Origin of the sequence: Desulfotomaculum sp. OF05-3 (genome assembly GCF_003435535.1) — a bacterium.
Lineage (GTDB): Bacteria > Bacillota > Clostridia > Lachnospirales > Lachnospiraceae > Pilosibacter > Pilosibacter fragilis.
This window is the reverse complement of sequence record NZ_QWGO01000030.1, coordinates 1-24576: the sequence shown is the minus strand read 5'-3', so window position 1 is coordinate 24576 and position 24576 is coordinate 1. Positions and strand designations below refer to the sequence as shown.

At 44.9% G+C, this 24576-nt stretch carries 26 protein-coding genes and 1 pseudogene; 7 read left to right on the top strand and 20 right to left on the bottom strand.

Translation table 11 applies throughout. From position 1 onward, the window contains the following. Positions 1 to 31 precede the first annotated feature (31 nt). The 7 genes from DXA87_RS13940 to DXA87_RS13910 form a co-directional block, all read right to left on the bottom strand. Positions 32 to 250, bottom strand: coding sequence for a DUF3847 domain-containing protein (locus DXA87_RS13940; protein WP_107000084.1), 219 nt, complete (start codon positions 248 to 250; stop codon positions 32 to 34). A 142-nt stretch (positions 251 to 392) separates the two neighbouring features. After that, positions 393 to 1241 carry an ATP-binding protein gene (locus DXA87_RS13935; protein WP_107000085.1) on the bottom strand — a complete coding sequence of 283 codons (849 nt, stop codon included), beginning with the start codon at positions 1239 to 1241 and terminating at the stop codon, positions 393 to 395. Continuing rightward, a complete protein-coding gene (locus DXA87_RS13930) occupies positions 1238 to 1957 on the bottom strand; it encodes a replication initiator protein A (protein WP_107000086.1) in 720 nt (239 codons plus the stop codon). Before DXA87_RS13930 ends, DXA87_RS13935 begins: the two co-directional genes overlap by 4 nt. Before the next feature lie 36 nt (positions 1958 to 1993). Next, on the bottom strand, positions 1994 to 2365 hold the full coding sequence (locus DXA87_RS13925; protein ID WP_117504976.1) for an adenylate cyclase: 372 nt from the start codon (positions 2363 to 2365) through the stop codon (positions 1994 to 1996). 2 nt (positions 2366 to 2367) lie between these two features. Then, the gene (locus tag DXA87_RS13920; RefSeq protein WP_107000088.1) at positions 2368 to 3285 is read right to left on the bottom strand and encodes a ParM/StbA family protein; all 918 of its coding nucleotides are present in this window, start codon (positions 3283 to 3285) and stop codon (positions 2368 to 2370) included. 230 nt (positions 3286 to 3515) lie between these two features. Further along, positions 3516 to 4148 carry a helix-turn-helix transcriptional regulator gene (locus tag DXA87_RS13915; protein ID WP_107000089.1) on the bottom strand — a complete coding sequence of 211 codons (633 nt, stop codon included), beginning with the start codon at positions 4146 to 4148 and terminating at the stop codon, positions 3516 to 3518. Positions 4149 to 4247: 99 nt separating this feature from the next. Beyond that, positions 4248 to 5543 carry an ATP-binding protein gene (locus DXA87_RS13910; RefSeq protein WP_117504974.1) on the bottom strand — a complete coding sequence of 432 codons (1296 nt, stop codon included), beginning with the start codon at positions 5541 to 5543 and terminating at the stop codon, positions 4248 to 4250. Positions 5544 to 6126: 583 nt separating this feature from the next. Here DXA87_RS13910 and DXA87_RS13905 point away from each other — a divergent pair. Both DXA87_RS13905 and DXA87_RS13900 read left to right on the top strand, forming a co-directional pair. Next, positions 6127 to 6489, top strand: coding sequence for a hypothetical protein (locus DXA87_RS13905; protein ID WP_147326533.1), 363 nt, complete (start codon positions 6127 to 6129; stop codon positions 6487 to 6489). Beyond that, positions 6414 to 7109 (top strand): transposase, encoded by a 696-nt coding sequence (locus DXA87_RS13900; protein ID WP_107000092.1) that lies wholly within the window; start codon positions 6414 to 6416, stop codon positions 7107 to 7109. Before DXA87_RS13905 ends, DXA87_RS13900 begins: the two co-directional genes overlap by 76 nt. Before the next feature lie 189 nt (positions 7110 to 7298). Here the strand turns inward: DXA87_RS13900 and DXA87_RS13895 are convergent, their stop codons facing one another. From DXA87_RS13895 to DXA87_RS13880, 3 genes are all read right to left on the bottom strand, one after another. Further along, complete coding sequence (locus DXA87_RS13895) at positions 7299 to 8228, bottom strand: type II CAAX endopeptidase family protein (RefSeq protein WP_117504970.1); 930 nt, start codon at positions 8226 to 8228, stop codon at positions 7299 to 7301. A gap of 53 nt (positions 8229 to 8281) precedes the next feature. Then, positions 8282 to 8569, bottom strand: a complete 288-nt coding sequence (locus DXA87_RS13890; RefSeq protein WP_107000094.1) for a hypothetical protein — start codon at positions 8567 to 8569, stop codon at positions 8282 to 8284. 487 nt (positions 8570 to 9056) lie between these two features. Beyond that, a complete protein-coding gene (locus DXA87_RS13880; RefSeq protein WP_117504968.1) occupies positions 9057 to 11351 on the bottom strand; it encodes an NB-ARC domain-containing protein in 2295 nt (764 codons plus the stop codon). A 292-nt stretch (positions 11352 to 11643) separates the two neighbouring features. On the opposite strand from DXA87_RS13880, the gene DXA87_RS13875 reads away from it, so the two are divergent. Next, a complete protein-coding gene (locus DXA87_RS13875) occupies positions 11644 to 11787 on the top strand; it encodes a hypothetical protein (RefSeq protein ID WP_233430165.1) in 144 nt (47 codons plus the stop codon). A gap of 20 nt (positions 11788 to 11807) precedes the next feature. Here DXA87_RS13875 and DXA87_RS13870 read toward each other — a convergent pair whose 3' ends face one another. Further along, positions 11808 to 12284 carry a helix-turn-helix domain-containing protein gene (locus tag DXA87_RS13870; protein WP_158553078.1) on the bottom strand — a complete coding sequence of 159 codons (477 nt, stop codon included), beginning with the start codon at positions 12282 to 12284 and terminating at the stop codon, positions 11808 to 11810. A 134-nt stretch (positions 12285 to 12418) separates the two neighbouring features. After that, positions 12419 to 12694: pseudogene (locus DXA87_RS13865) on the bottom strand (sigma-70 family RNA polymerase sigma factor); the annotation flags it as partial. A gap of 379 nt (positions 12695 to 13073) precedes the next feature. On the opposite strand from DXA87_RS13865, the gene DXA87_RS13860 reads away from it, so the two are divergent. Continuing rightward, positions 13074 to 13640, top strand: a complete 567-nt coding sequence (locus DXA87_RS13860; RefSeq protein ID WP_242998085.1) for a carbon starvation CstA 5TM domain-containing protein — start codon at positions 13074 to 13076, stop codon at positions 13638 to 13640. A 248-nt stretch (positions 13641 to 13888) separates the two neighbouring features. On the opposite strand, the gene DXA87_RS13855 is transcribed toward DXA87_RS13860, so the two are convergent. The 4 genes from DXA87_RS13855 to DXA87_RS13840 form a co-directional block, all read right to left on the bottom strand. After that, positions 13889 to 15199: an FtsX-like permease family protein gene (locus DXA87_RS13855; RefSeq protein WP_117469385.1), complete on the bottom strand. Its 1311-nt coding sequence runs from the start codon at positions 15197 to 15199 to the stop codon at positions 13889 to 13891. Continuing rightward, the gene (locus DXA87_RS13850; RefSeq protein ID WP_242998083.1) at positions 15186 to 17102 is read right to left on the bottom strand and encodes a CARDB domain-containing protein; all 1917 of its coding nucleotides are present in this window, start codon (positions 17100 to 17102) and stop codon (positions 15186 to 15188) included. Before DXA87_RS13850 ends, DXA87_RS13855 begins: the two co-directional genes overlap by 14 nt. 87 nt (positions 17103 to 17189) lie before the next feature. Beyond that, entirely contained in the window at positions 17190 to 18038 is an 849-nt protein-coding gene (locus DXA87_RS13845; RefSeq protein ID WP_117504965.1) for an ABC transporter ATP-binding protein, read from the bottom strand. 232 nt (positions 18039 to 18270) lie between these two features. Continuing rightward, on the bottom strand, positions 18271 to 19311 hold the full coding sequence (locus DXA87_RS13840; RefSeq protein ID WP_117504963.1) for a hypothetical protein: 1041 nt from the start codon (positions 19309 to 19311) through the stop codon (positions 18271 to 18273). A 202-nt stretch (positions 19312 to 19513) separates the two neighbouring features. On the opposite strand from DXA87_RS13840, the gene pyrB reads away from it, so the two are divergent. Both pyrB and DXA87_RS13830 read left to right on the top strand, forming a co-directional pair. Further along, complete coding sequence (pyrB, locus tag DXA87_RS13835; RefSeq protein WP_015554167.1) at positions 19514 to 20437, top strand: aspartate carbamoyltransferase; 924 nt, start codon at positions 19514 to 19516, stop codon at positions 20435 to 20437. Next, a complete protein-coding gene (locus DXA87_RS13830; protein ID WP_015554166.1) occupies positions 20431 to 20853 on the top strand; it encodes an aspartate carbamoyltransferase regulatory subunit in 423 nt (140 codons plus the stop codon). Before pyrB ends, DXA87_RS13830 begins: the two co-directional genes overlap by 7 nt. 105 nt (positions 20854 to 20958) lie before the next feature. On the opposite strand, the gene DXA87_RS13825 is transcribed toward DXA87_RS13830, so the two are convergent. Further along, positions 20959 to 21957 carry an isocitrate/isopropylmalate dehydrogenase family protein gene (locus tag DXA87_RS13825; protein WP_117504961.1) on the bottom strand — a complete coding sequence of 333 codons (999 nt, stop codon included), beginning with the start codon at positions 21955 to 21957 and terminating at the stop codon, positions 20959 to 20961. 20 nt (positions 21958 to 21977) lie between these two features. Beyond that, on the bottom strand, positions 21978 to 22835 hold the full coding sequence (locus DXA87_RS13820; RefSeq protein ID WP_117504959.1) for a DUF6282 family protein: 858 nt from the start codon (positions 22833 to 22835) through the stop codon (positions 21978 to 21980). Positions 22836 to 23061: 226 nt separating this feature from the next. Between DXA87_RS13820 and DXA87_RS13815 the strand changes: the two genes are divergently transcribed. After that, the gene (locus DXA87_RS13815; protein ID WP_158553077.1) at positions 23062 to 23982 is read left to right on the top strand and encodes a LysR family transcriptional regulator; all 921 of its coding nucleotides are present in this window, start codon (positions 23062 to 23064) and stop codon (positions 23980 to 23982) included. 64 nt (positions 23983 to 24046) lie between these two features. Here DXA87_RS13815 and DXA87_RS13810 read toward each other — a convergent pair whose 3' ends face one another. Together DXA87_RS13810 and DXA87_RS18260 are read right to left on the bottom strand one after the other, a co-directional pair. Beyond that, the gene (locus DXA87_RS13810; protein WP_117469378.1) at positions 24047 to 24241 is read right to left on the bottom strand and encodes a hypothetical protein; all 195 of its coding nucleotides are present in this window, start codon (positions 24239 to 24241) and stop codon (positions 24047 to 24049) included. A gap of 107 nt (positions 24242 to 24348) precedes the next feature. After that, positions 24349 to 24576 (bottom strand): hypothetical protein (locus DXA87_RS18260; RefSeq protein ID WP_348982230.1); only part of this gene is annotated, 228 nt, incomplete at its 5' end.

Below are 24576 nucleotides of genomic sequence, written 5' to 3'. Positions count from 1 at the left end.
CGCCCTTCGGGAATAGAGATACTTTCGTACCTCAATGTTTTTCCGTAACTTCTGCACTTAATCGTCTTTCCAGCTCCATTTTTAGATTATCCAAGTCCATTATCTGTGCTTCCGGGAATACGTTTTCCAGAATAGCTCCCTGCTGAATCAATCTTCTTGTGCGCTGTTTTCTCTCTTTCTGACGGTTTCTGGCTTCAACCGCTTCCTGTCTGTGTTTCGCCTGCAATAATTTCTTTTCATCCTCGGTCATATTTACGTCCTTTCTGACCATATCCGGTCTAACTGATTTTTATTTGGTACTTGTTTTAGAAAAGAATGGTGCCGGGATTGTTGCTGCATGAGCGGAATTATCAATGCACCGCTGATTAGGAGACAATCCGGCACCGCCGGTCTTACGTTCCAGTACCGCTTTCCAGTATTTTCCGTGCTTCTTTCATGCTTTCAGCGGCATTTCTCTGCCGGATATTCTGATTGTTGATTCTCAGCGGCACACACCGTTCCAATACTCGGTCATAGATACGGGAGCGAGTCAGATCCTGCGGATTTTTCAGTTCCTCCAAGGTCATATTAGTTGTCACAATCAGTGGCAATTTGCTGCGATATCGGCTATCAATGACATTGAATACCTGTTCCAAGGCAAACTCCGTACTGCGCTCAATTCCCAGGTCATCAATAATCAGCAGACTGTACTGGTTCAGGCTGTCGATATATTGGTTCTTCTCCTCGGAATACAGCCCGGACAGGGCGTTGAGAATCCGGGAGAAATTGGTCATCAGCACCGGAACACCCTGCTCCAGCAGAGCGTTGGCGATACATCCGGCAAAAAAGGATTTTCCGGTTCCCACATCGCCCCAGAGAAGCAAGCCGATGGATTTTGCCTTCATTTCGCTCCAATGGACAACATAGTCATGGGCTTTCTGCATTTCCGGGTTGTAACCCTTATCATTGGCAAAGGTGTATTCCCGCAGGGACTTGTCCTGTAAGCCGTTGGCTTTCAGACGGGACACCTGATCCAGAAATTCACGGTGCTTTCTCTCCGCTTCCTCTTTATCCTGGACTTCCTGCTGACAGCGGCAGCGAATGGGAACCACCATTTCCTTTCCAAGAACAACCACATGGTGCTGCCTGGGTGTTTTACATTTGGCGCAGTGGATGAGGTTGTCTGATTCATTGCGGTATTCATCTTCCTGCAAAGGGCGGTCAGAAAAGATATTCTGAATGGTGCCAGTGATTTGGTTCATAGGCTTTCATCCTCCTTACATTCATAGCTGCGTCTTACGGGAGCCGGGTGATCCTGCGTATACCAGCTGTGAATCGTAGCAGCGTGGTCTTGATACCGCTTCCCGCTGGAACGTATATAGCCAGACAGCTTTTCGATATATTCCCGGTATAATGGTATTTCCTTTTGAAGCTGTGCCAGCTCCTTTTCATTCAGGAAAACATTTTGATATTTTCCGTAAGCGGTGCGGTCAGCCTTACTCCCTTGTTTCTTTATCTTGTTATTGTTCTTTTCATTATTACTTCCGGACACTTTTCTTTCCCTTACAGAGACAGTTTCCTGTCCGTCAGACGGATAGGTTTCTGTCTGTATCAGGGAAAGATTTCTGTCCGTCTGCACCAGATATTCCGGTGGGACTTTTACATAGATTTTGTTTGGCAATCCCGGTCCCTGACGCTTGCGGAAAATCAAATCCGTTTTTTCCAGAACTGCCAGAGCGGTCTTAACAGACATTTCGCTTTTGTGCATGGTTTCTGCCAAATCCTTGATTGGAAAGAATATGAACGCACGCCCACGCTCATCTACCCAGCCTTCGTTTTTCTGTGAAAGTCTTGCTCTATCCAACAAAAGTACATACAGTATTTTTGCGGTTTCACTCAGCTGCTCCATATCCAGTAAAAATCGTGGAAATGCCATATACGGCGGTATCAGGGTATCCTTTATTAGAAACTGTGTCATGCGTTCACCTCCTTCCGTTGTCAGAATAGATACCGGTTATTCCCCAAGAAAATCCCAGTCAAGGTCTGCATCTTCCGGTTCGGATGCTGCAACAGCTACCTGCGGTGTAATCTGAGCAATACCAACCATACAGCCTGCCAAATATACCGGTAGGGTCCTGTTCATGGCATTTTCCACCGCTGTTACAATCTGCTCCACGAAGCGTTCCTCACGCTCTCTGGTTTCCAGATACGGCTCATCTTGCTTCTTGTAGTAACGGTCAAAGTAGTCCACCAGAGAAATGGCGATAATCTGGCTGTAGGATTTGAATTTCTTTTTATCCATCGTTTGCAGATACTGCCACGCCCGGTTCTGCACATCCTTGTCCAGATTGAAACGAAGATTTGTGCTGCGGATATTCTCACTCATGCTTACTCCTTCCTGCGAAGGCTGGCATGGGCGAGATATTCATATCCCTTAGCAGTCGCACAAATATCATCCAGAATGGTTACACGGGTTTCATCGTACTGCCCGAAGTTTCTGACCAGACAGCCACCACCGCCAACAATATACAGTCGCATCAGTTCCGGATTGTATTCATAGCGGCGGAGTGTGGCGAAAATATCCGCTACATACCTTTTCGCAATGGCAGTGATACAGTCCAGATAAGGCTTGCCGATGTCCGCTGTTCCATAGCGAAGCACCTGCTCAATGGTGACTTCTTCGATTTTGACACCAAAGCTGTCCAGCACGGCATTTTTAGCAGCGATCATACACTGGTTCACACCAAACTTCTCTGTCCAACAACGGCTCTCCACCGCCTTTTTATTGTTGATATAGAGAATGTTCATGGTGCCGTTTCCGATGTCTGCAAGGAGATTGGTTCCCTTGAAATCGCCCAATCTGCTGACAATAGCGGGATAACCTTGAGGGAACAAACTGCATCCGACAAAATGGAGCTTGTACTCCTTACCATTGAAATGGAAAGATACATATTCATTGCGGAGCAGGTAAGTTCGGAAATCTTCACGCTGTTTGCGAACCCAGGTCAGCGGCAGACCGGCAGCCAGATGAACATCTGCTTCACGGATGCCATACGCATTCAGCTCTCTGGCAACTGCCATCAGAGTCAAAAGATAATAGTCCTCATCCATGGCTTTGTCCGGAATAAATTCCTTGTGTCCCTCTCCGATGCGGTAATAGGTGCCGTTGTATTCCAGAATGTTACCGGAGAAAATCGGTTCTGTGTCATAGGCAGTAATGCCGGTAGGGGTGACGGTGTTTGCTGTTTTGATGTTGCCGTAGCCATGATCTACGGCGATAATTTTGATGCTTTTCAGTTCTTTCATTTGCTTAATTCCTCCTCAAAAAATTTGATAGTCATAAAAAATGCCCTCTTTTCAGTAGATTTGCTTTGAAGTGGCACCGGATTTTTGAATTTGGTGCTGTTTTCATTGCAATTTCATTCTACTGGAAAGAGGGCAAAAGCACATTGAGCGTGGATTGAGTGGAAATTGAGCAAAAAAAGAAGCAGCCACACACCGTAGTGCATGACTGCTATACAAAATCATTTTTCCTTTTATTCTTTTGGCAAATAACTTTTGTCTATTGAAAGATTAACACAAGTTGCTACTGCAATATAGATTACTAAAATAATAGCCTCTAATACCAAAGTATTATACGGACGAGGGTAGAATCCTGCCGCAACACTTACGATAAATCTAATCGGGAAATAAAGTCCCAACCAAGCAGAAATTTTGTAAAACTTTCTACGGAAGTTCTTTGTTTTTTCTGTTGCACTGGATACTTTCTTCTGATACGCATATTCAAACCCGCCAATGGCTGCAACAAACGGCAGGAAACTTAGAAATGCAAAAAACACATTTTGAAGAATGAACATTGTCATAAACTGCATCAAAAGTATCATCACTTCAAGTGTCACCAGATAGATCATAATCTGACCGAGATTATCGTTTTGAACTTCTTTTATCTTCGGCAAGTCATTATCACTTTGGTAATCATCGTTCAGTAAGTAATCTGTTGTAACATCAAACAGCTTGCTAAGTTGAAGAATGTTATTTGCATCAGGCATCGCAGCTCCTGATTCCCAACGAGAAATAGCTTGTCTTGATACATCCAGTTTTTCAGCCAAATCCTCCTGAGACATTCCATTGGACTTTCTCAGTCCTACAATTTTATCAGATAGTTTCATATGAAATCCTCCTTTGCTTGGTGACTTCATTGTACTTAAAATCACTATAATTCACCACCACACCGACTTTGCATATCCGCAACAAGAGTTTACATTGTACTATTTTTCAAGAATTTGCGGGTCAAGAAGGAAATCATAGATATTCACGGTCAAAATACCATAGTTATCATAGTACGGCTGTACAATATCTTTTGTAATAACAATCTTCTTGAAAGAATCGTCTATCTTTCTAAACGGTCTGATTTCCTGAGTACGTTTCGCTTCATCAGGTAATGAATAAGCTGACTGGATATAATATCTGGAAGAACCGAGATTGCATACAAAATCAACTTCCAGCTGTTTACGGGTTACCTTTCCTTCTTGGTCTTTTTCCGCAATAATAACAACACCAACGTCCACGCTGTATCCACGCATACGCAGTTCGTTATAAATCACATTTTCCATGGAATGTGTCTGCTCAAACTGACGGAAGTTAATCCTTGCGTTGCGAAGCCCAAGATCAGAGAAATAGTATTTCTTTGGAGTTTCAATATATGCCTTACCCTTGATGTCATATCTCTGTGCTGATTCAATCAGGAAAGAATCCTCAAAACAATCCAGATATTTCTTGATCGTTTTTGAAGTGATTTTAGATTTTTTTACAGTCTTAAAGGTATTCTTTAACTTCTCAGGATTGGTCAGAGAACCAATAGCAGAGGAAAGGATATTCAGCAGGTCTTCCAGTTCTCCAATATTTTTAATCCGGTTACGTTTGAAAATATCTCGAATATAAATTTCGCTAAACAGGTTTTGCAATGCTGCCGCCTTATCGCTGCTACTTTCACGAAGAACGACCAGCGGGATGCCTCCGTAAAGCATATATTCAGACAATCCCATATACTTGTCGCCTTTGAAAACCGACATAAATTCCGAAAAACTCAGTGGATACATATGGACTTCATCTCCACGTCCGGCAAACTCCGTAACAATATCTTTGGACAGGAATTTTGCATTACTTCCGATTACGAATACATCCATATTATCTTTGCGAAGATAACCATTCAATACAGATTCAAAGCAGTCCATCAGCTGAACTTCATCCAAAAGCAGATAATACATTCCATCCGTGGTAACTTGGGAACGGATATATGCCATAAATTTCTCCGGATCAACTCCACGTTTTTCTTTTTCAATTTTGATAAGGCTTTCTCCAATCAAATACAGGTCGTCTGCGGAATCAAACGCAAAACGAATAATATGGTCAGCAGGGACACCGGACTCTAACAAGTGATTATAGAAAATATTATTCAGCAGATAGGACTTTCCACATCTGCGAATACCTGTAATTACCTTAATCAATCCATTGTTCTTTCTTCTAATCAATTTGTCTAAGTAAAAATCTCTGCGAATCTCCATACGATAACCTCCTTAGGAAAGATTTTTGCAACTTAATACAGTTTTCTGTTCTATATTACCATATCGCAACCTTCAAATCAATATGTATAACCGGTTTTAGGAAAGATTTTTGCAACTTAACACAGTTTTCCGTTCTAAAGCCTATTATATGCTTCAATCAGGATATTATCCCTGTATTCTCTCATTGTTTTATTCTGTTTCAACAAAGGAAAAGCAGCCACACACCGTTAAGTACATGGCTGCCCAAGGCAGTTCTTTATTTAATTTGAGGCTACGACAGACTGCGATTTGAAAAATGATGATTTTATAAACTATATACCCACTAATCCCATTGTAACTTAATCTTGCCATCTGCTTTTTCAAATTTAAGTATTAGATCTATAAATGAGTAAATCCTAAATTTTGCACAAAAGAAAGACACCCTCTGCTGAATGATGTATAATTGAAGTGCGACCAACAACCTACTCATTCAAACAAGGGGGTGCCTATTGCAAACATTATACATCATTCCAATAAGATTTACAATTACTTTAAAGTTCTCAACCTCAACTGTTTTTTATCCGATATTTACCTGCAGCATTTTATGGCTATCATTCTTTCTACCTTTTTGCGTGGATACCGTGGCAAAACAACGGATTTCGCCTTGACCAGCCAACATCATAGAACGATTGTGGCTCACTTCCTGAATCAGGGAAAGTGGAATGATTTCCTTTTTCAGGATGCCCTAAGAAACAGCGTTGCATATTTGATCTACCGGGGGGCGACTATTTCCGGTCAGCCTATCTTTTGCATTGTGGATGATACGATTGCTTCCCATACAAAGCTTTCGTCACAGGCTTTGCATCCAATCGAAGCTGCGTATTTTCATCAATCTCATCTGAAAGGCAGACAGGATTATGGGCACCAGATCGTGTCCGTCATGCTTTCTGCAATGGAATCACTCTGAATTATGCCGTTATTCTGTATGATAAAACAAAATCAAAGATCCAGATCATACAGGATATTGCTGCAGAACTTCCTATTGCACCGATAGTTTCCTACTTCCTTTGTGACAGCTGGTATACTTCAGCCAAAGTCATGGATTGCTTTGCTAAAAAAGGATTCTACACCATAGGGGCTTTAAAAACCAACCGAATCCTCTATCCTTGCGGAATCCGTCAGAAAGCCAGTGCATTTGCCCTTCACTTGCGGAAAACAGATCCAAACATCAGCCTTGTGACCGTTGATAAAAGGCAGTTTTACGTATATCGGTATGAAGGGAATCTGAATGATGTTCCCAATACAGTGGTTCTACTGAGCTATCCAACACCATGTTTTGGGATTCCAAAAGCACTGCGGATCTTTGTTTCAACGAATGCAGCATTATCCACGCAGGAAATCCTGAGACTTTATACCCAACGCTGGCAAATTGAACTGTTTTTCCGACAAAGCAAGAAAAAGCTTGGTCTGGATAAATATCAGCTGCGTTCCCAAAAAGGAATCCAGAGATACTGGCTGATGATGTCATTTGTCCATTATATGTGTTGCACTTGCAAAGGAACCTATATTTTTTTACATATAGAATAACCAACTTCTTCCCAAACAGGATCCTTTAGATAATCTATTGCATCCGAAATAATAATAAGCAAATCTATATAGCATTTGGGTGATGATTCCTCTTTTTTATATAAACTCAAAATATACTCAAAATAGCCATCAATAAAGTTGACAGACCATTTCTGCGACTCACTACCTTTCATGAAATAACACCTACCTTTATAAATTTAGTCCAAAAGAAACCAACGATATCAGCCATGAAACTCCAAAATAAAAAACAAATGACATAATTCCAGCTGTATTAAAAAAAACTACTAATCTACTTTTTTCAGAAATAATTTTTTCTAATAATTTCTTTTTACAATAATACAAATGTAAAAGTATATTCTTCTTACTACAGAGCAATAGCAGGATTAAAAGCATTAAAAAGAGTCCTGCATTTAATAACATGGTTAAAACCATATTCATTGAAAAGGAAAACAATTTATTTTCCCACAAGAAAATCCCCAGATTATGAATAACATGAAAAGTAATAGCATACCATAAATTTCCTGTGAGGCAGACCAAAACACCTGAAAAAAAACCAATCAAAAGAAATATTAATAATAACCCCTGACCATGCATTATAGCAAACAGTATAGTTGTTGCTAAAATTGCAAATCCCTCCCCATAAGACTTCAGCTTAGACCATAGAATTCCCCGAAAAATCCATTCCTCTACCAGAGGTCCCAGTATTACACCTGTGAAAATATCTAAACCACTGTGTAAACTTTTATCATTCATCATTACGATGTCTTGAAATACTTTTGCATACAAAAACAAAAAGAATGCACAAAAAACATGGGATAAAAATATTACAAATGCCGTTAATAAACCTTTTTCCAATACGGATAATTCATATTTGTTTTTAGAATAACATGTATCCAGCAAAGACAACCTTCCCCATTTTTTCATTCCCACCCATACGATACCAGCCCAAAATATATAAAAAGCCATATTTTCAGCAAAAATCGGCATTATTCGCATAAGTATTAGCGAACCCAAATACGCAATCAATAAGATCCATCCTATTTTGCCGGCAATTATTTTTAATTCACATTTCCTTTGTTCGTCCATCGTGCATATATTCTCCATATAAAAATGTCCCATAATTATCCTCCTGGTTTTAATTTGCTCCTTGCAACTTTTAAGCAAAAATTATACTATAACTTATTAAAAAACTCTTCACGTTTCTTTAATGTTCGAATAGCAATCCTGATTAGTTGCAGATATTTTGCTTCTAAATTTCTCTTTCCAGTTAAGCGGTTACAGAGCATGTGGCATATTGAAAGCAAAATGTGTTGTTTTGTCTCAGTTAATGTAGGTGCAAAATACAATGCTTTTTTCAGGAATTGTAACTTTTCTTTTCTTTTTAAATAAATTGACAAACTTTCTTTTAATCGCTCATCAATATTTTCTATAGCTCCCTTATCCAGTTGGAAAAGTATCATTATCTTTTCCGATGTGCAAAGGAAAGTCATGACTTTAGCACTTTTATGAAATCTATAGCGTAGTTTTGTGCAATTTTTCAAATTTGCTCATTTATAGTATTAGAAAATATCTACATTTTTCATCGACAGTCAACATACCGGTTTTTATCTCTGGTGTCAAATCTAATATGGTCTCTTTATTTTCATTTTCTACAATAACATGGATACTTCCTTTTGAGACATCGCCATCCAACTTAAAAGTATATTAACGACTTTCGTTAAATTTTATTACCTTTTTTACATATCCGCTACAAGATGAAAAAGAAACTTCGCATTTATTTTTCCCTCTGAGTGAAACAACAAATAATAAGGCTCGTTTTGCGTTCAAAATCATATATCCGTTGACCCATAAAAAATAAAACAAAACCAACATTGAAATAAATACAATCGCTAATTTCATGAATTCACTCATGCCAACACCTCACAAAATTCAATTTTTCGCATCCAATCACTGTCTACCTAATTGCACCCCAGCCTGAGTATAAGTTTCTAATATGTCCTGCTTCTTTTCTTCAATCAGTTCCGGTTCAGCATCAAACAGCACCTCATAGATAGCCAGAGCGTTCTTAAAGTGTGTGGTAGCTTGCAGAACATCGCCGATTGACAGACAGATATTGCCCATAGCTTCTTGTACAACGGCATAATCACCGGACACATCAGAGTTAGATTCTTTGATGACACGAGACAGCCTTTGTAATGCAGATAACCCGAGGTACGGCTCACCCATATCCGTCAGCAGTACCGCATAATTGGTGATTTGCGGAATACTGTCATGATAAGGCGCCAAGCCGTATTGCTCAAGCAAGTGAATACCCGTTTCCATATGCTGCTTTGCCAGTTCCAACTTACTGGTCTGCTTATACAGACCGCCAAGGTTTGCATGGAGATTCGCTGCAAGAATGGCGTTCTCTGCGGTCACTTCGGAGATCAGCGTCACAGCTTCTTTTTCCAGCTTGATTGCCTTTTCCGGTTTCTTCTCATTAGCGGCACGGAAGTCCAGAAGCAAAGCACGGTCAGAAACAGAACCAATGGTATTGTCTTTCAGCATAGAAGCCAGTTCTGTCAAAATCAATTCCATTCCAGATTCATAGCCATACTTCTGCATATACGGAAAGGAATCTTCCAAAAACCGGAGATAGGATGCAGTATCGTCTTTTTCAATCGAAGTCACGATATTATTGACCGTCTGGAACAACTGTTTGTAATAGGAAACTTCTTCGCCATGCCGTAGACAAAGTTCCTGCAAGCTGTTGAGCAGGGTGTGGCAGTTCCGGACAGAAGGCTTGGTTTCTGTAATTGCTACTTCCTGAATCATCGGATGCAAGGCAATCGAATGACAGGACTTTGTCTGTATGAATCCTTTTTCCACCAGATCGTTGATGGTATTCATATTCCGAAGCATCAACCAGCCTGCAAACACACGGGAACTGATACCGGTTGTCGGTACAAACGCCATGCTCCGCATAATATCCTGTTCATCACCGGCAAGCTGATACAAGGAAAACAATGTATGGATATGGTCATAGTAAGTTGCCTTGCGGCTCTGACCGTCCTTGGTGATGCCGATTTTATCATCAGCATCCAAGGATGTTTTTTCTTCTTTCAGCTTTTCCAGCAAATCCATCGGCTCCAGAATACCCGTTTCAAGCAGTCGAGCTGCCAGTTCTACCGCCAACGTGTGACTGTGAACCGTATCAATGATTTGTTCCAATACACTCTGGTATTTTTCTGCGTCCGAGAAAAAGCAACCGGCAATGGATAATAACGCCTGCTTGCCTGCAATTTCGGTTACTTCCATGGAATCGTAGTTATCAAATCTGCTGCGGGTCGTGAACAACATACGGCAGCGATATTTCATCACAACAGAAAGAGTGCTGTCCTGAGAAGCCGTAGTATTAAAATTATCTACAATAAACAGCGTATCTTCTTTCAATGTACGCAGGAAGCGATTGTGTTTGCGGAAGCGTTCCTGCTCGCTGTCATCCGGAAGGTCATCAGCAAAATCCATATCCGCTATATCCTGCATCAGATTACCGGTATAGGTCAGATACAGAACATTGGTGTATTCCTTGCGGTGCTGCTTTGCATAGGCTTTTGCCAGTTCGCTCTTACCGATACCGGCGATGCCATGAAGAAATACCTTTCCATGCTCCAATAACAATTCGTGAAGCATTTCCAGTTCTTTTTCACGTCCGCAGAAATGTCGGCAAGGCTTTGGTGCTCCTTCATCAGCAATGAAATCACTGAGAATTGGAGAAAGCTTTCCGTCAGCAAGGAGATTCTTTACCTTTGGGTCACGCTTGATAAACTCACGCTCCATGCCGAAGCAAAGAACATCCGCTATAAACGATGCTTCATCCTCTCGGCTATCACAAGGATAGTGCCGGGAGCATTCTTTTTTTACTCGTTCCGAAATGGTATCATCCTGCATTAGCAGTCGGTATACTTCCTGTGCAGCCATAGAACTATCATACATTGAAAGCAGTACATTGTTTTCCAAATCTGCTGCCAGTTTTTCACGATTGCCATCTCTGGAATAAAACTGCGTTATTTTCGGACTGATTTTTGCCTGCCCGGTGAACCAGCGGCAGACCAATGCCATATCAAATGTAATCGTTTCCTTTGTTTGGGTAAACAAGGAGCTAAAAACATCTTCTAACAATGCAGTTTGGTTTGTATCGTAATCGTCGCTGATAAAGCGTCGAACAATGGTCATGACTGAACTGAAATCACATCTTTCCATAAACAGCCCTCCCTTCGAAAAGTAGTCAATTTATGGTCAATTGGCACTCAATGTGCCTTTGACAGTTTCTTGATAGAATGATATCACGAAAGAAGTTCCGAATATCTTACCTTTTATTATAGCATCAATTCCTATTTTTTGAAGTAGCAAAGCGGCTGCAGTAATGTGGTTATAGCGGACAACTTCTCTCTCATAAACTGAAATACCGAGGGAGGTGCGTGGTATCGCAAGAAAGAGTGCTCCAATCAATGTAATTGTCCATTATCCTAAAACAGAACAGGGGAAACGTGAATTGGCAGAGCGAGTAGCCGGTGTCCACGCAGATATGGTCAATCAGTATATCAAAAAATTAAATTGTCCATCCGATCAAAAGGCGGAGTTGCTGGGTGCGGTTATCGCATCCGCAAAAAAGGAAGCAGGTGAGCAAACCGATTAAGGCCCCCTCACCTGCTTTTCTTATGCTTTTATTTTCCCTTTGAAATACTTGTTCCAGGAATTGATGTTCATTCGCTTTTGATGATCTTCCCATGCTCGAAGCAGATTAGGTGAAATTCCCATCAGCCGAGCAAACGGTTTCTTTTTTAGTCCCAAACTTTCACGATATTCTCGTATCATCTTTCCTTGTCCTTTATATAAGAAGCGATTGTAATCATCCAGCAGGTCATCCACCGGTACTCCATATAGCTCTGCCAACTTGTCCACAATCTCCTTTGGATAGTAGTCAACATATCCGACTTCAAAATCTATGTAATGTCCACGGCTGATACCGATCAGCTCTGCAACTTCCTTTTGCATCAGGCCCATGTGATGACGGCACCAACGGAGCCTGTCCGGTACATTGGGAATATCTTCGTAGTTCTGATACTGCTGATTGAACAGCTGTGCTTCCAAGATCTTGCGAGGGGCGATCGGTCGGAAACTATGGATATACATAGGTGCATACCTTACGCAGCCGTCCAAAGCAGAGCAAAGGATATACATATTCTCGGATACCTGTGCCAAAATACGCCATCTCGGTTCTTTTCGGCTCTGGGGATACTGGTTTGGAACCATAAACGCATCCGTGAGAGGATAGCATTCTCCACACATTTCGCCGCATATGTGGCAAGTCGTGATCCTTTCTCCACATTAAAGGTATTTACTGCCTTTATAAGTCCTATGGTCCCCACCGACAGGAGATCATCCATATCGTATCCGGTCTGCTGGTACTTCTTTATGACATGGGCAACAAGACGGAGATTCCGGTTGATCAGCACTTCTCTCGCTTCCAGGTCGCCCTCTTTGTAACGCTTCAGGTACTCCCGCTCTTCCTGTATGCTCAGTGGTTTCGGAAATGTCTTCAAAGAAAGCCGCCTTAAGCTTCATTACCTTATTTTATGCGGGCGGATCTGTTCAGGTGCTTTTACAATTTCGATTGTTTTTCCTTTACATCAAGATCTGGATCTGCGGTCTTTCTTGCCTGTATCTCATCGTATCCGCGCCGGATGCTCACCTTTTTTTGTTAATTTTTCGTATCGTTACTACTATTTTTTTGCAAAAATCTTGCATATTTTTACCGGCAGGGGTACAACAAATTGATTTTATAAAATTTTTATAATTTTAATCTGTGTTCTCGCAGTTTTAACTCTCTGCGCCATCGGTTATGCTTACAAGTGGAACGCAGTTCATCCGGATCAGGCATTAAAGGGCGCGACAGCGATCTTCGGAGGCGGTATCGCTCACATGATCGACGATATCATCCCGGGAAGCTACAGCATTTTAAACTCCTTACTGGTACTTACATATTCCGCATTCTGCCTGACTTCTCTTGATACTGCAACCCGTCTTGCGCGTTTCATGTTCCAGGAATTCTGGCTTGAGCCGGGTGAAACTGCTGCCGACATCAAAGAGGGCTGGAAAAAGGTTATGGTAAATCCGTACTTCGCTACGATCCTCACAGTTGTCCTTGGCATCCTTCTCGGCATGAACGGATACGGAAAGATCTGGGGACTGTTCGGAGCTGCCAACCAGCTTCTCGCGGGTATCGGCCTCTTAGCCGTTGCCACATGGCTCGGAAACATGGGCAAAAACAACAAGATGTTCCTGATCCCGATGGCATTCATGATCATCGTTACGATCACCTCCCTTGCACTCACAGTTAAGAACCAGATCGGCATGATTGCCGCAGGCGGCGCTGACTGGGGTCCGTGGGCACAGACGATCCTCGGAATCCTTCTGATCTTCCTTGCGATCATCCTTGTTATTGAAGGTGTACAGACACTGTCCAGACAGAAGGCGGCCAAGGCTTAAGTGCCGGGTAAATGATCAGATATTTTAAGAATTGAAAAAGACACGTCATACAGGTTTTAAGTGAAATCTGTATGGCGTGTCTTTTGTTTTACCGGATCTTTTAATCCCGATTTTTCTGTTGCCTGTCAACCGTCCGCCTTTCCATGTGCGGCTTTACAGTGGAATTTTTCTGCCGCTTTCCAACCTGCCTGTGGACTGGCTGAAATGTCAGATTTTTAAGGTGTCAGCGCACCCAGGACTCATTTACCTTATTCATTTCTGATCGCCGCCAGCGGACTTAATTTCATCGCCCGCAGTGCCGGGAAAAGTCCGGCCAGCATGCCAATCAGGACCGCAAAGACCACAGCGGATCCAGAAAGCCACAGCGGGATCCTTGAGATCGCTCCGGAGCCGCCGGTCATACCGGAGAGACTGGCTCCCAGAAACTTATTGATCGCCGCGGAGACGCTGTAGCTTAAGCCAAGTCCCAGAACGCCTCCCATAAATCCGATAAATCCTGCCTCCATCAAAAACATCGTCCGGATATCTCCAAGCGCACATCCCAAAACCTTCAGCACACCGATCTCCTTCGTTCTCTCATAGATGGACATCATCATCGTGTTTGCAATTCCGATTGCCGCCACAAACAGCGATACAGCACCGATGCCTCCGAGGACCGCCTGGATCATATCCGTCTGCTGCTGGGCCTGTTCGAGCCACTGCATGCTGCTGTAGGCCTCATAGCCCATATCTGTGATCGCTTTCTGGACCTCCGTCACATGTTCCATATCGTCCACATTCACATAAACCATATTGTAGACAAAATAATTGTAGGGTTTTCCCTTTTTATTTGTCGGCTGTCCGGGGATCGGGTTCTTCCGGTAGATTTTTTTCAGCTGGGTCTTTAACAGATCAATATCCGTGTAGATCTGGTATCCATACTCAGAAAATCCGTTCTCGCCGCCATCCACCAGAGCACAGGCCGGGAAAAGATACTTTTTCTGGCTGTTTTCATCCCCGTTTCCCATATTCTGGAACATGGTAAAAAACGGCTTGTGTATAAGATCCACTTTGGAAAGATCCTCACCGTCCCAGCTTCCCTTTCCGGTCTTGCTGTTATAAAAGTTGTCGGAAACCATATTTCCGACGATAAATTCCAGAGTCGCCGCATTCTTATCCGGAAGCTTTCCCTCCGCCAGCGGAATCTGTTCCAACTCCTCCCTTGGCATTCCCACAATGTTCGAATATCCCTGATAAACTCCCTGCTTCAGATTCACATCTGTCTCCAGGATCGGGGACACACTCTTCACATGTGGGATCTTCGCAAGCTTCGTCACCGTGGCGTCCACGAGGTAATCGTCCTCGGACTGGTTCCCGTATCCGGAACTGATCTGGATCCTTGTGAGACTTCCGAAGGAAGCATAGGATTCCACGGTATTTTCCTTCAATCCGATTCCCAGAGAGACCATGACTACGATGGAGGCCGTGCCGATGACAACACCCAGAACGGTAAGTCCCGTCCTGAGTTTCCGTCTGCGCAGGTTATTGATGCTCATGATGAGCAGATCAAAGAATCTCATCGTCCATTCCCGCTTTCTTCTTTTTGCGTCTGATGACCACAAGGATCACAGCTGCAAGGACCACTCCCACGATTCCCACCGGAATTGCGAGATGTTTCAGTTTATCCGTCGTGGACGGTTCCGGCTGTATATCGTCACTGCTCCAGGTATCATCAACATTGCTTTCATCCATGCTCTGATCCTCATTTACCATAAGCTGGATCTCTTTCTCGACCGTAGAGACTTTTCCGTTCTCATCCTCATATGTAATGGAGAGTTTTACCTTTCCGTCATCCATGGTCGGGGCGATCCCGTTGATCATCGTATCCACGTTTCCGCTTTTTCCGGGTTCGATATTTCCAACATAAGCCTCATTCTTCTGGATAGAATCAGCCTCAAAGACCGCGTTCACGTTATAGAGCATGACTTTTCCGGTGTTGTTGATGGAAAACATCACGTTTGACTCTTCGCCTACGGAAATAGCATCCGGCATGACCTCGATGGTGCCGGTATTTAACCGTGCCTCCTGCTTTAATCCAACCGCGATCTTTACGGCTTCCTTCGCGTTCTTGAATTCCGGGCTGTCATACTGCTCATTGATCGTGATCGTGTAGGAACGCTGTTCCGCTGTGGGACTTGAAGAAAATTTTATCGTCAGCGTGTCGGATGCTCCCGGTGCCAGAGAATTAACAACCACGGAGTTTGAACCGTTCACCGTCGTAAATACCGGACTGTCGCTCACTGTTTCCGACTCGAAGGTAAACAGGATGTTGCTTGCTACGATACTGTTGGAAGCGTTTTTCATGCGCACCTTCAGCGTAAAATCCTGTCCGGCATAGATCTCCGCAGGATCCGTCTCAAAGCTGTCGACGATGATACGCGCCTTTGTTCTTTCGTTCTCGCCTGCTTCAGAATCCAGAGAATCATCCTCGTCTTTTCCATAGACCCGCACATAAAAGGTGTCCTCAACAGGAGCCGCAAAGTTTCCATTCTCATTTTCCCGGTAACGGATCTTAAACTTGATCGGATAATAGCCGGATTTCGCCTTTTCCCGCACCGCCATGCTGAATGGAACCGCCACCGTCTGATCCGGATTCATATTTCCCATCTGCCGGTCATAATTTCCGTCATTGATCTCGAACGGAAACTTCGCGATATCCTCAGAGAGCTCCATATCGACACGTACATCGTAAGCGGTCTTATAACCGGTATTTCTCACATTTACATCGAAATTCATGACCTCGGAATAGTTCGCGGACGGGGTGGGCTGATTCTCGCCGAGGGCGAATGCTACCGGCTCGGAGTTGTCCTCATTTGTCTCACTGGTTCCTGTTGTCTTCTTTGTCTCGATCCACGCCATGATCGTCTTTGCGTACTCGGAGGACATTCCGTCCTCGCCCTGAGCGCGCTTTGAGATGTAGATCAGGATCGGATAATAGCCCTCTTCCAGACCTTTTTTTACATTGACATTCAGATTAACGGTCTTTTTCGCTTTTTTATTTACATGACCAACCTTGTAATGGCGGTTTAAGGAATCCGTCACCTCAAAGGGATAGATCGTCTTCATGGACTGGACGATGCTGCTCTCTTCGCTGTCACGGTCCTCCGTCTTTGTGATCTCATCAGAATAATGGTTCCGGAAATCATCCTCGGAGGCGATCCAGATCTCCGTCTCGATCCAGTCTTTGTCCTCCATGTTCATGAGTGTCACGGAAACGGTTCCGTTTTTTCCGATATATAAAGTCGGCGTTTTTCCGATCACAAGGCGGACGGTATCATTGTCGTCATCCATCCGATATACCTGTGGGATCGTCTCCGCCGCTTCTGTTGTCTCCTTCGCCGCGAATGCAGTTGCCGGGACTGCGCCCATCAGCATACACGCGGCAAGGAATGTTGCCATCCAGCGTAATCCTTTTATTTTCATACTGTTCCTCTCCTCCTGGCTGTTCTATTTTAGTTATTTGTGCCAGCTTTCCATATTTTTGCGTTTATTCCAAAATTTTGTTGATTGTTATTCTGACTTTCTCTCTATCCGGTGTTCTTCTGCTTCCACAACTGTCTCTATTTGCTCTTCTTCTGCCGGATTCTTAGATTTCCCCTCCGCCTGCGCCTCTGCCGCCGCCTGCATGGACTCTTCTAACTGCACCAGGTCCACCTCGTGGTGATTCTCCTCGATGCTCACGATCTTTCCGTCGATAATCTTAAAGATCCGGTCCGCGTAGGTCGCCAGATTGTTGTCGTGGGTAACCATCACAAGCGTCTGCTTCTGTTCCCTTACGACCTTCTGCATGAGTTTTAAGACTTCCATCGTTGTCTTCGAATCCAGGTTTCCTGTCGGCTCATCCGCAAAGATGATCTGCGGGTTCATCGCCAAAGCCCTTGCGATCCCGACTCGCTGCTGCTGTCCACCGGACATCTGGTTCGGCATATGGGTCATAAATTTCTCAAGTCCCACAAGCTTTAAATACTGTTTCGCCCGCTTGATCCTCGCTGCCCTCGGCATTCCCCGAAACGATAACGGCAAAGCCACATTTTCCACCGCATCCATCGTCCCGATCAGGTTGTAGGACTGGAAGATAAACCCGACCCGCTCTCTTCGGAAGGTCACAAGCTGTTTTTCATTCAACTTTTCTATATGTTTTCCGGCGATCACGATCTCTCCTTTTGTCGGGTGTTCCAGACCTGCCAACATATTTAAAAGCGTCGATTTACCGGAACCGGACGGTCCGGTAATCGCGCAGAACTCGCCCCGGTGGATCTCAAAACTCACACCATTTAACGCGTAAACCTTCTCCTCGCCCATGCGGTAAACCTTATACAGATCTTTTACCTGTATTACCGCATCTTCCTTCTGCTGCATCCGTCCGCCCCCTTCTTCTTAAATTTTTACAGCGTTTTTTCGCCGATTCTTTTTATATTTCAAGTATATCGTTCCCATCGTGTTCTGACTATATAAAATTACTTAATTATTCTTACAATTTCTTACGTTCTTCCGGATCCGCAGAACCCACGGTCAATTCTCTCCGCAGTCATAGAAAAAAGGGAATCTCTCCGGTTTTACTGAAACCGTAGAAATTCCCTTTGCGCCTGTCCTATTCCATTTTTTCTGAATCTGTTTCTTTTACATCTGCCTCTTCTATGTCTGCTTTTTCTTCGTTGTTCGTTTCCGGCTGCAGGTTTTCAACCGTTCTGTCCATATTCCACTGCTCTCCCTGCTTATTTTCCTCCTCACCGGAAAGTCTCCTCTTAAATTCTTTCAGGTACTCTTCCAACGACACATACTGTCCATTATTTACCCGATATGACGGATTCCACATCCGCACGACCCGGACCTCTGCCTCGTCCTTCTTTGTTTCCTTCACCGGTCGGTAGTCCCTGTCCGCAAAGAATACATCTCCCCGGACCAGATCCTTCCATTTCATATAGATCTCACGGTTCTTTTTCTGCTTTTTATTCTGGAAAACTTCCATAACGATCAGGCGGAAGAGATCCTCGCCGCAGCAGACCACGGTCTTTGGATTTAAGAGACGGATCTGCTTCTTGATAAACTCGATATAATACTGGCCGTAGTCCATGCTGATTTCGTCGGCCGCGCCTTTTCCACCGCGCTTATTGATATAGAGGACTGCTGCCTTTTCCCTTAGTTTTTTCCCCGGAAGCCTGCACTCCTCGCCTGGATTTTTTTCCTCCCACAGGATCTTCTGCATGCTTGTGAGATAATCCAGATATTCCACCCGGCCGGAGGGACTTTTTCCGGATAGGAAATCCGCGCGGATGTCCGATGCCACCGGCATCGTCTCACCCTTCTGGATCATCTTTCTCATATTTGTCTCTTTTAATATGTAAAGCGTCCCGTCATAATGTTCCGGATCCGCGATTCCGTCGATATGAAAATTTCTCTGATCCAGCTCCGGATAGCAGGTGTTCCCAAAGGGATCTTCCTCCATCTGCTGCATCAGCTCCCACAACACATAAAGTTCCTCTATAGAGCGGCATTTCGCGACCTGACCTTCCAGAACGATCTGTTCCATCGTCTTTCTCATAGTTCCTCCACCGCGCGTTTCCCGCAGTTTTTCATTTGCATTTCTGACTTTCTCCAATGTCCTTTTTCCACGGGATTTCACGAATTTCATCTGGCAGTTCTTCCTGCCCTGCAGAATTTGTCCACTTATTTTTCTTTTGTTTCTCTGCGTTCACTGTTTCATATTTTAACACAATTTTCTTAAAAAAAATAGTGGAAATTCTGTTTCAGATTCGCTATAATAGTGAAAATGCCTAAGCGCGGTCACATACGATGCGGATCGCCGTGAGGCCTGAAAGGAGATTATAAACATCATGAGACACATGTTAAATCCTCTTGACTTTTCTCTTGAGGAGACGGAAAGTCTTTTAGAACTTGCCGCCGACATTGAGAAAGACCGTTTCCGATACGCACATGTATGCGACGGAAAGAAATTAGCTACTCTCTTCTATGAGCCCAGCACAAGAACCCGTTTAAGCTTTGAAGCTGCCATGTTAAATCTTGGAGGTTCCGTTCTCGGATTTTCCTCCGCTGATTCCAGTTCCGCTTCCAAGGGCGAAAGTGTTTCCGATACAATCCGTGTTATTTCCTGTTACGCAGATATCTGCGCGATGAGACATCCAAAGGAAGGCGCCGCTTATGTAGCCTCCACCAAATCTTCGATTCCTGTTATTAACGCCGGAGACGGCGGTCACCAGCATCCCACACAGACTTTAACCGATTTATATACGATCCGTTCTTTAAAGGGCAGACTCTCCAATATGACGGTCGGACTCTGCGGAGATCTGAAATTTGGCCGTACCGTTCACTCCCTGATCAACGCGCTGTCCCGCTATGAGGGAATCCGTTTTATCCTGATTTCCCCGCCGGAATTAAAGGTACCGGATTATATCAAGGAGAGTGTCCTTGATGCTAAAAATATCGAGTACCGTGAGACGACCAGTCTTGATGATGCGATGGAAGAACTGGATATCCTCTACATGACAAGAGTCCAGAAGGAGCGTTTCTTCAATGAGGAAGACTACATCCGCATGAAGGACTGCTACATTCTTGATAAGGATAAGATGAAGCTTGCGAAACCGGATATGTATGTGCTTCACCCGCTCCCGCGTGTCAACGAGATCTCTGTTGAGGTGGACGATGACCCGCGTGCCGCTTACTTCAGACAGGCCCAGAACGGCGTATATGTCCGTATGGCACTCATTATGACATTACTGGAGGTAGAAAAGCCATGTTAAATATCAGCGGAATTCAGGAAGGCGTTGTCCTTGACCATATCCAGGCGGGCAAGAGCATGGATATCTATCGCTATCTGCGCCTCGGTGAGTTAGACTGCACAGTCGCGATCATCAAGAACGCAAAGAGCAACAAGATGGGAAGAAAAGACATCATCAAGATCGAGGGACCGTTAGACTCCATCGACCTCGATATCCTCGGCTATATCGACCACAACATCACCGTCAACATCATCCGCGACGACAAGATCGCCGAGAAGCGCACCCTGCATCTCCCGAAGATCTTAAAGAACGTGATCCACTGCAAGAACCCGCGCTGCATCACCTCCATCGAGCAGGAGCTGCCGCATATTTTCTATCTCGATGATAAGGATCATGAGGTATATCGCTGCAGATATTGTGATGAGAAGCACAGTTGATTCCGCTTCCGCAGGTTGCGAAGTGCTGTAAAACACAGAAAAGAGAACCATCCCCGGCGATCCGCCGGGTTTTGGTTCTCTTTTTTTCTTTCTATCTTTCTTTTATTATAATCTCGCGATCACAGCATCCACATACTCTTCCGTAGATGCCTCACCATGGAGATCTCTTGTCAGGTGCTTTCCTTCCGCGAGGACCTCATCCACTGCTCTTCGGATGCGGGATGCTGTCTCATTTTCACCAAGATACTCAAGCATCATGCATGCGGACCACAGGAACGCCGTCGGATTTGCAAGGTGCTTTCCGGCAATATCCGGAGCACTTCCGTGAACGGCTTCGAACATTGCATAGTCGGCACCAATGTTGCTGGACGGTACAAGACCAAGGCCGCCGATCAGACCGCTGCAAAGGTCGGAGAGAATGTCGCCGTAGAGGTTCTGCATTACCATCACATCAAACTGGTTCGGGTTCATGACGAGCTGCATGCAGGTGTTGTCGATGATCTTGTCATCAGCCTCGATCTCCGGGTAATCCTTTGCAACTTCACGGAAGATCGCGAGGAACATGCCGTCAGACATCTTGAGGATGTTTGCCTTGTGAACGCAGGTAACTTTCTTTCTGCCGTTCTTCTTCGCGTACTCGAAGGCGTCGCGGATGATGCGCTCAGATGCTTTCTTGGTGACGATCTTGATCGCGTGAACCGTGTTCTCATCGATCTGTTCTTCTTTTCCGACATACAGACCTTCGGTGTTCTCACGGAAGATCACGATATCTACGTTCTTAAACGGAGTTTTTACCGCGTCATTAGACTTTACCGGGCGGATATTCGCGTAGAGGTCATACTTGCCTCTAAGGGTAACGTTTAAGGAACGGAATCCCTTTCCAACCGGGGTCGTGATCGGGGACTTTAAGAGAACTTTTGTGCGCTCGAAGGAAGCATACGCCTCGTCCGGAATCAGGGCACCGTTTCTCTTCCACTCATCCTCGCCGACATTGTAGATCTCATACTCAAGCGGCGCTTTTGCTGCCTCTAAGATCTTTAAGACATTGTCCACTAACTCCGGACCAATTCCATCGCCGCGAAATACTGTTACTGTGTGTTTCATGTTAAAACTCCTCCTGATTTTTAAATTCCCAGCAGACCTGCCGGTATTGTATGTGTCATATGGCATACCTGCTCTTCGGGGATCCCATGATCAAGCAGGTATTGCATATATTCTTCAATTGCAAGCTCCCAGTGCGGATTTTCTGTCTGTCCGCCGTCAGTGTCGACCATGACATTTTTGTATCCGACTTCTTTGATGATCTCAAGGTTATCCGGCAGATTGCTCTTATACGTTCCGCCGCCCATGTTCTGGGCATAGCAGCGCTCCAGGATCACATCGTAGTCCTTTACCATGCGGATCTGGTCTTCCATAGTCATTCCCACGACCCACCATTCCGGATGGGTGACTACGATCTTCTTCACCCCAAGATTTCTGGCCGCCTCCACCACTGTGAAGGATTCCTCCGGTGAGATGTGCGCTGTACCGAGAACCGCGTCATAGTCACGGACAAGCTCCAGGATCGTTTTCAGTTCCGGAACGATCCTCCCGTCTTTTACGACCTCCACGCACCGGCTCGTGTCCTGGTTCATCTTCTCCAGATGGTTCTTTGCCGACTGGGTCGGAAGCCAGACGACCTTTGCGCCCATGCGGAGTGCCACGTCAACGGCCTTCGGATTCATTCCGCCGACCACCCGGTTCAGCGTGATCCCGCCGAACATCGTGAAGTCGTTCATCTTCCCATGTACGATCTCGTTGTGGCGGTTACAGAGATATGCCCGGTCCACCGTCGATCCCTGATGAGTCTTGATCACGATGGCCCGCGCACCCACACGGATCGCGGCTTCCATCAGTTCGAAATCATCATAGGCACGAAGGCGCAGATCCGGATTTGTATGAACATGCATGTCGATAACGCCCTTCATAAGATCCATTTTCATCAGCTGTCGTTCCCCTCTGATCATTTTTGCTGTTGCTTTCTTACGGGATTCATTTTATACTAAATTTGTTATTAAAAAAAGTCCAAAAATCATATACCCGGTATCGATATTTCCGATGGCTGTTTTTGAACATGATCCGGTACCCGACAGGCCGCGAAATGGAGATATCGCCTATTATTCCGATAATTTTCTTACCGACGAAACGACTGAAAGGAACATTTATCATATGGACCTTAAGGAATTAAACTATGTTGTGACCGTTGCAAACGAGGGAAGCATCTCCCGCGCCGCGGAGAAACTTTTTATGAGCCAGTCCAGCTTAAGTCAGGCGATCCGCGTTCTGGAGCAGGATCTTGGGACCTCTGTCTTCGTCCGCACCACCCGCGGTGTCCGACCAACTGCCGCCGGGGATGCTTTTATTTCCCATGCAAAGCAGATCCTGCAGCAGTACCGCACCGCATGCAGTGAGGCCGCAGATATCGAAAATCTCAACGGCGGTACCGTGATCTTCGGAATCAGCACCTACCGCGGCACATATCTTCTGCCGCCGGTTTTAAAACGCTTCCGCGCCCTCTATCCGAAAGTCCATGTTGAGATCTGTGAGATGGACAGCATTGACCTCGAGGACCAGCTCCTGGAAGGTCTTCTTGACCTCGCCCTGATCGCCGCCCCGCCGGTCCGGATCAGACACGGCGTTTCGCCATTCATGCGCGATGAGATCATGATCGTCACTACCGCGGATCATCCGGTCATGGAATTCGCCAGAACATGTGAATCCGATCCGGAGCTTTCCTGGATCGATCTCAAGGACACCGCCGCCTTCGAATATATTTTCGGACCGCCAAACACTGTACTCGGCCGTGTTGGCCGTCAGGCGCTGCGGGATGCCGGAATCGAGCCCATTGGGCAGGGCACCGATCTCTCCGCCTCCTTCGCCGCCGCTATGGCAAGAGAAGGTGCCGGTCTCGCCTTCACCTACCGTTCCTGCCGTGTCCCAGGAGATCATTTCCGCTATCTCCGAGTAGGAAAAGAAGGAATCTTCCTTGACCTCGCCCTTGCATGGCCCGCCGGAAAGTACCGCTCCAGAGCAGCGTCAGCACTGGCGGAACTGTTTCAGGAGATGGCACCGGAGCTGCTGCAAAGGTGATGGATGCCGGACTACAAAAATGAGCCCGCAGGTATAGAAAAGCTGTTACCGTGGAGTGTTGTGGTCAAGCTTTTTTGTAACACTTGTGGCTAAAAAAGCTTGACCACAACACTTTATACAATATCGCTTCCAAAAGTCTCGGCTGTGCACTGTCTCTTTCTTTCCATATCCGATTGAATGACCTAGACGCTTTCACATACCCTTTATGTTCCACATTATCTCTTTGCGAACAGCCATTGTTTTCAATGTCTTCTGCCATAGATGGTCATTCCTCCTTTCTCGGTCATACTCAAGACTCCTACTGATTCGGTCCTTCACCTCTCGGCTACTATGACCTCTGCTGACTTCTGTGCGTTCAGCATTGCTTTATGCAATGGTTACCTCTTTCAAGGCGTACCGCACAGACCTCCCTAGGTACCACACGTTTCTTCCTCTCCATCCATCTGCCTCATCTATCATGCATGATTCCGTGTAGTTATTGGGCTTCAACGTGTCTGGCAGTCTTACCCTCATGCATGACCTCATATGAGATTTCTGTTCGTCAGACCAGAGATTTGCCTGAATATTACGGGTACTTTTACACCACTTGTCCGG

Excerpts from the sequence above, each read along its gene's own strand:
- DXA87_RS13935 (WP_107000085.1), bottom strand. The coding sequence starts at position 1,241 with ATGAACCAAATCACTGGCACCATTCAGAATATCTTTTCTGACCGCCCT.
- DXA87_RS13915 (WP_107000089.1), bottom strand. The coding sequence starts at position 4,148 with ATGAAACTATCTGATAAAATTGTAGGACTGAGAAAGTCCAATGGAATG.
- DXA87_RS13870 (WP_158553078.1), bottom strand. The coding sequence starts at position 12,284 with ATGTATATCCATAGTTTCCGACCGATCGCCCCTCGCAAGATCTTGGAA.
- DXA87_RS13860 (WP_242998085.1), top strand. The coding sequence starts at position 13,074 with ATGATCGACGATATCATCCCGGGAAGCTACAGCATTTTAAACTCCTTA.
- DXA87_RS13910 (WP_117504974.1), bottom strand. The coding sequence starts at position 5,543 with ATGGAGATTCGCAGAGATTTTTACTTAGACAAATTGATTAGAAGAAAG.
- DXA87_RS13850 (WP_242998083.1), bottom strand. The coding sequence starts at position 17,102 with ATGAAAATAAAAGGATTACGCTGGATGGCAACATTCCTTGCCGCGTGT.
- DXA87_RS13930 (WP_107000086.1), bottom strand. The coding sequence starts at position 1,957 with ATGACACAGTTTCTAATAAAGGATACCCTGATACCGCCGTATATGGCA.
- DXA87_RS13895 (WP_117504970.1), bottom strand. The coding sequence starts at position 8,228 with ATGGGACATTTTTATATGGAGAATATATGCACGATGGACGAACAAAGG.
- DXA87_RS13840 (WP_117504963.1), bottom strand. The coding sequence starts at position 19,311 with ATGAAATTCGTGAAATCCCGTGGAAAAAGGACATTGGAGAAAGTCAGA.
- DXA87_RS13880 (WP_117504968.1), bottom strand. The coding sequence starts at position 11,351 with ATGGAAAGATGTGATTTCAGTTCAGTCATGACCATTGTTCGACGCTTT.
- DXA87_RS13940 (WP_107000084.1), bottom strand. The coding sequence starts at position 250 with ATGACCGAGGATGAAAAGAAATTATTGCAGGCGAAACACAGACAGGAA.
- DXA87_RS13845 (WP_117504965.1), bottom strand. The coding sequence starts at position 18,038 with ATGCAGCAGAAGGAAGATGCGGTAATACAGGTAAAAGATCTGTATAAG.
- pyrB (WP_015554167.1), top strand. The coding sequence starts at position 19,514 with ATGAGACACATGTTAAATCCTCTTGACTTTTCTCTTGAGGAGACGGAA.
- DXA87_RS13815 (WP_158553077.1), top strand. The coding sequence starts at position 23,062 with ATGGACCTTAAGGAATTAAACTATGTTGTGACCGTTGCAAACGAGGGA.
- DXA87_RS13825 (WP_117504961.1), bottom strand. The coding sequence starts at position 21,957 with ATGAAACACACAGTAACAGTATTTCGCGGCGATGGAATTGGTCCGGAG.
- DXA87_RS13830 (WP_015554166.1), top strand. The coding sequence starts at position 20,431 with ATGTTAAATATCAGCGGAATTCAGGAAGGCGTTGTCCTTGACCATATC.
- DXA87_RS13905 (WP_147326533.1), top strand. The coding sequence starts at position 6,127 with ATGGCTATCATTCTTTCTACCTTTTTGCGTGGATACCGTGGCAAAACA.
- DXA87_RS13925 (WP_117504976.1), bottom strand. The coding sequence starts at position 2,365 with ATGAGTGAGAATATCCGCAGCACAAATCTTCGTTTCAATCTGGACAAG.
- DXA87_RS13820 (WP_117504959.1), bottom strand. The coding sequence starts at position 22,835 with ATGAAAATGGATCTTATGAAGGGCGTTATCGACATGCATGTTCATACA.
- DXA87_RS13855 (WP_117469385.1), bottom strand. The coding sequence starts at position 15,199 with ATGAGATTCTTTGATCTGCTCATCATGAGCATCAATAACCTGCGCAGA.
- DXA87_RS13810 (WP_117469378.1), bottom strand. The coding sequence starts at position 24,241 with ATGGCAGAAGACATTGAAAACAATGGCTGTTCGCAAAGAGATAATGTG.
- DXA87_RS13890 (WP_107000094.1), bottom strand. The coding sequence starts at position 8,569 with ATGATACTTTTCCAACTGGATAAGGGAGCTATAGAAAATATTGATGAG.
- DXA87_RS13920 (WP_107000088.1), bottom strand. The coding sequence starts at position 3,285 with ATGAAAGAACTGAAAAGCATCAAAATTATCGCCGTAGATCATGGCTAC.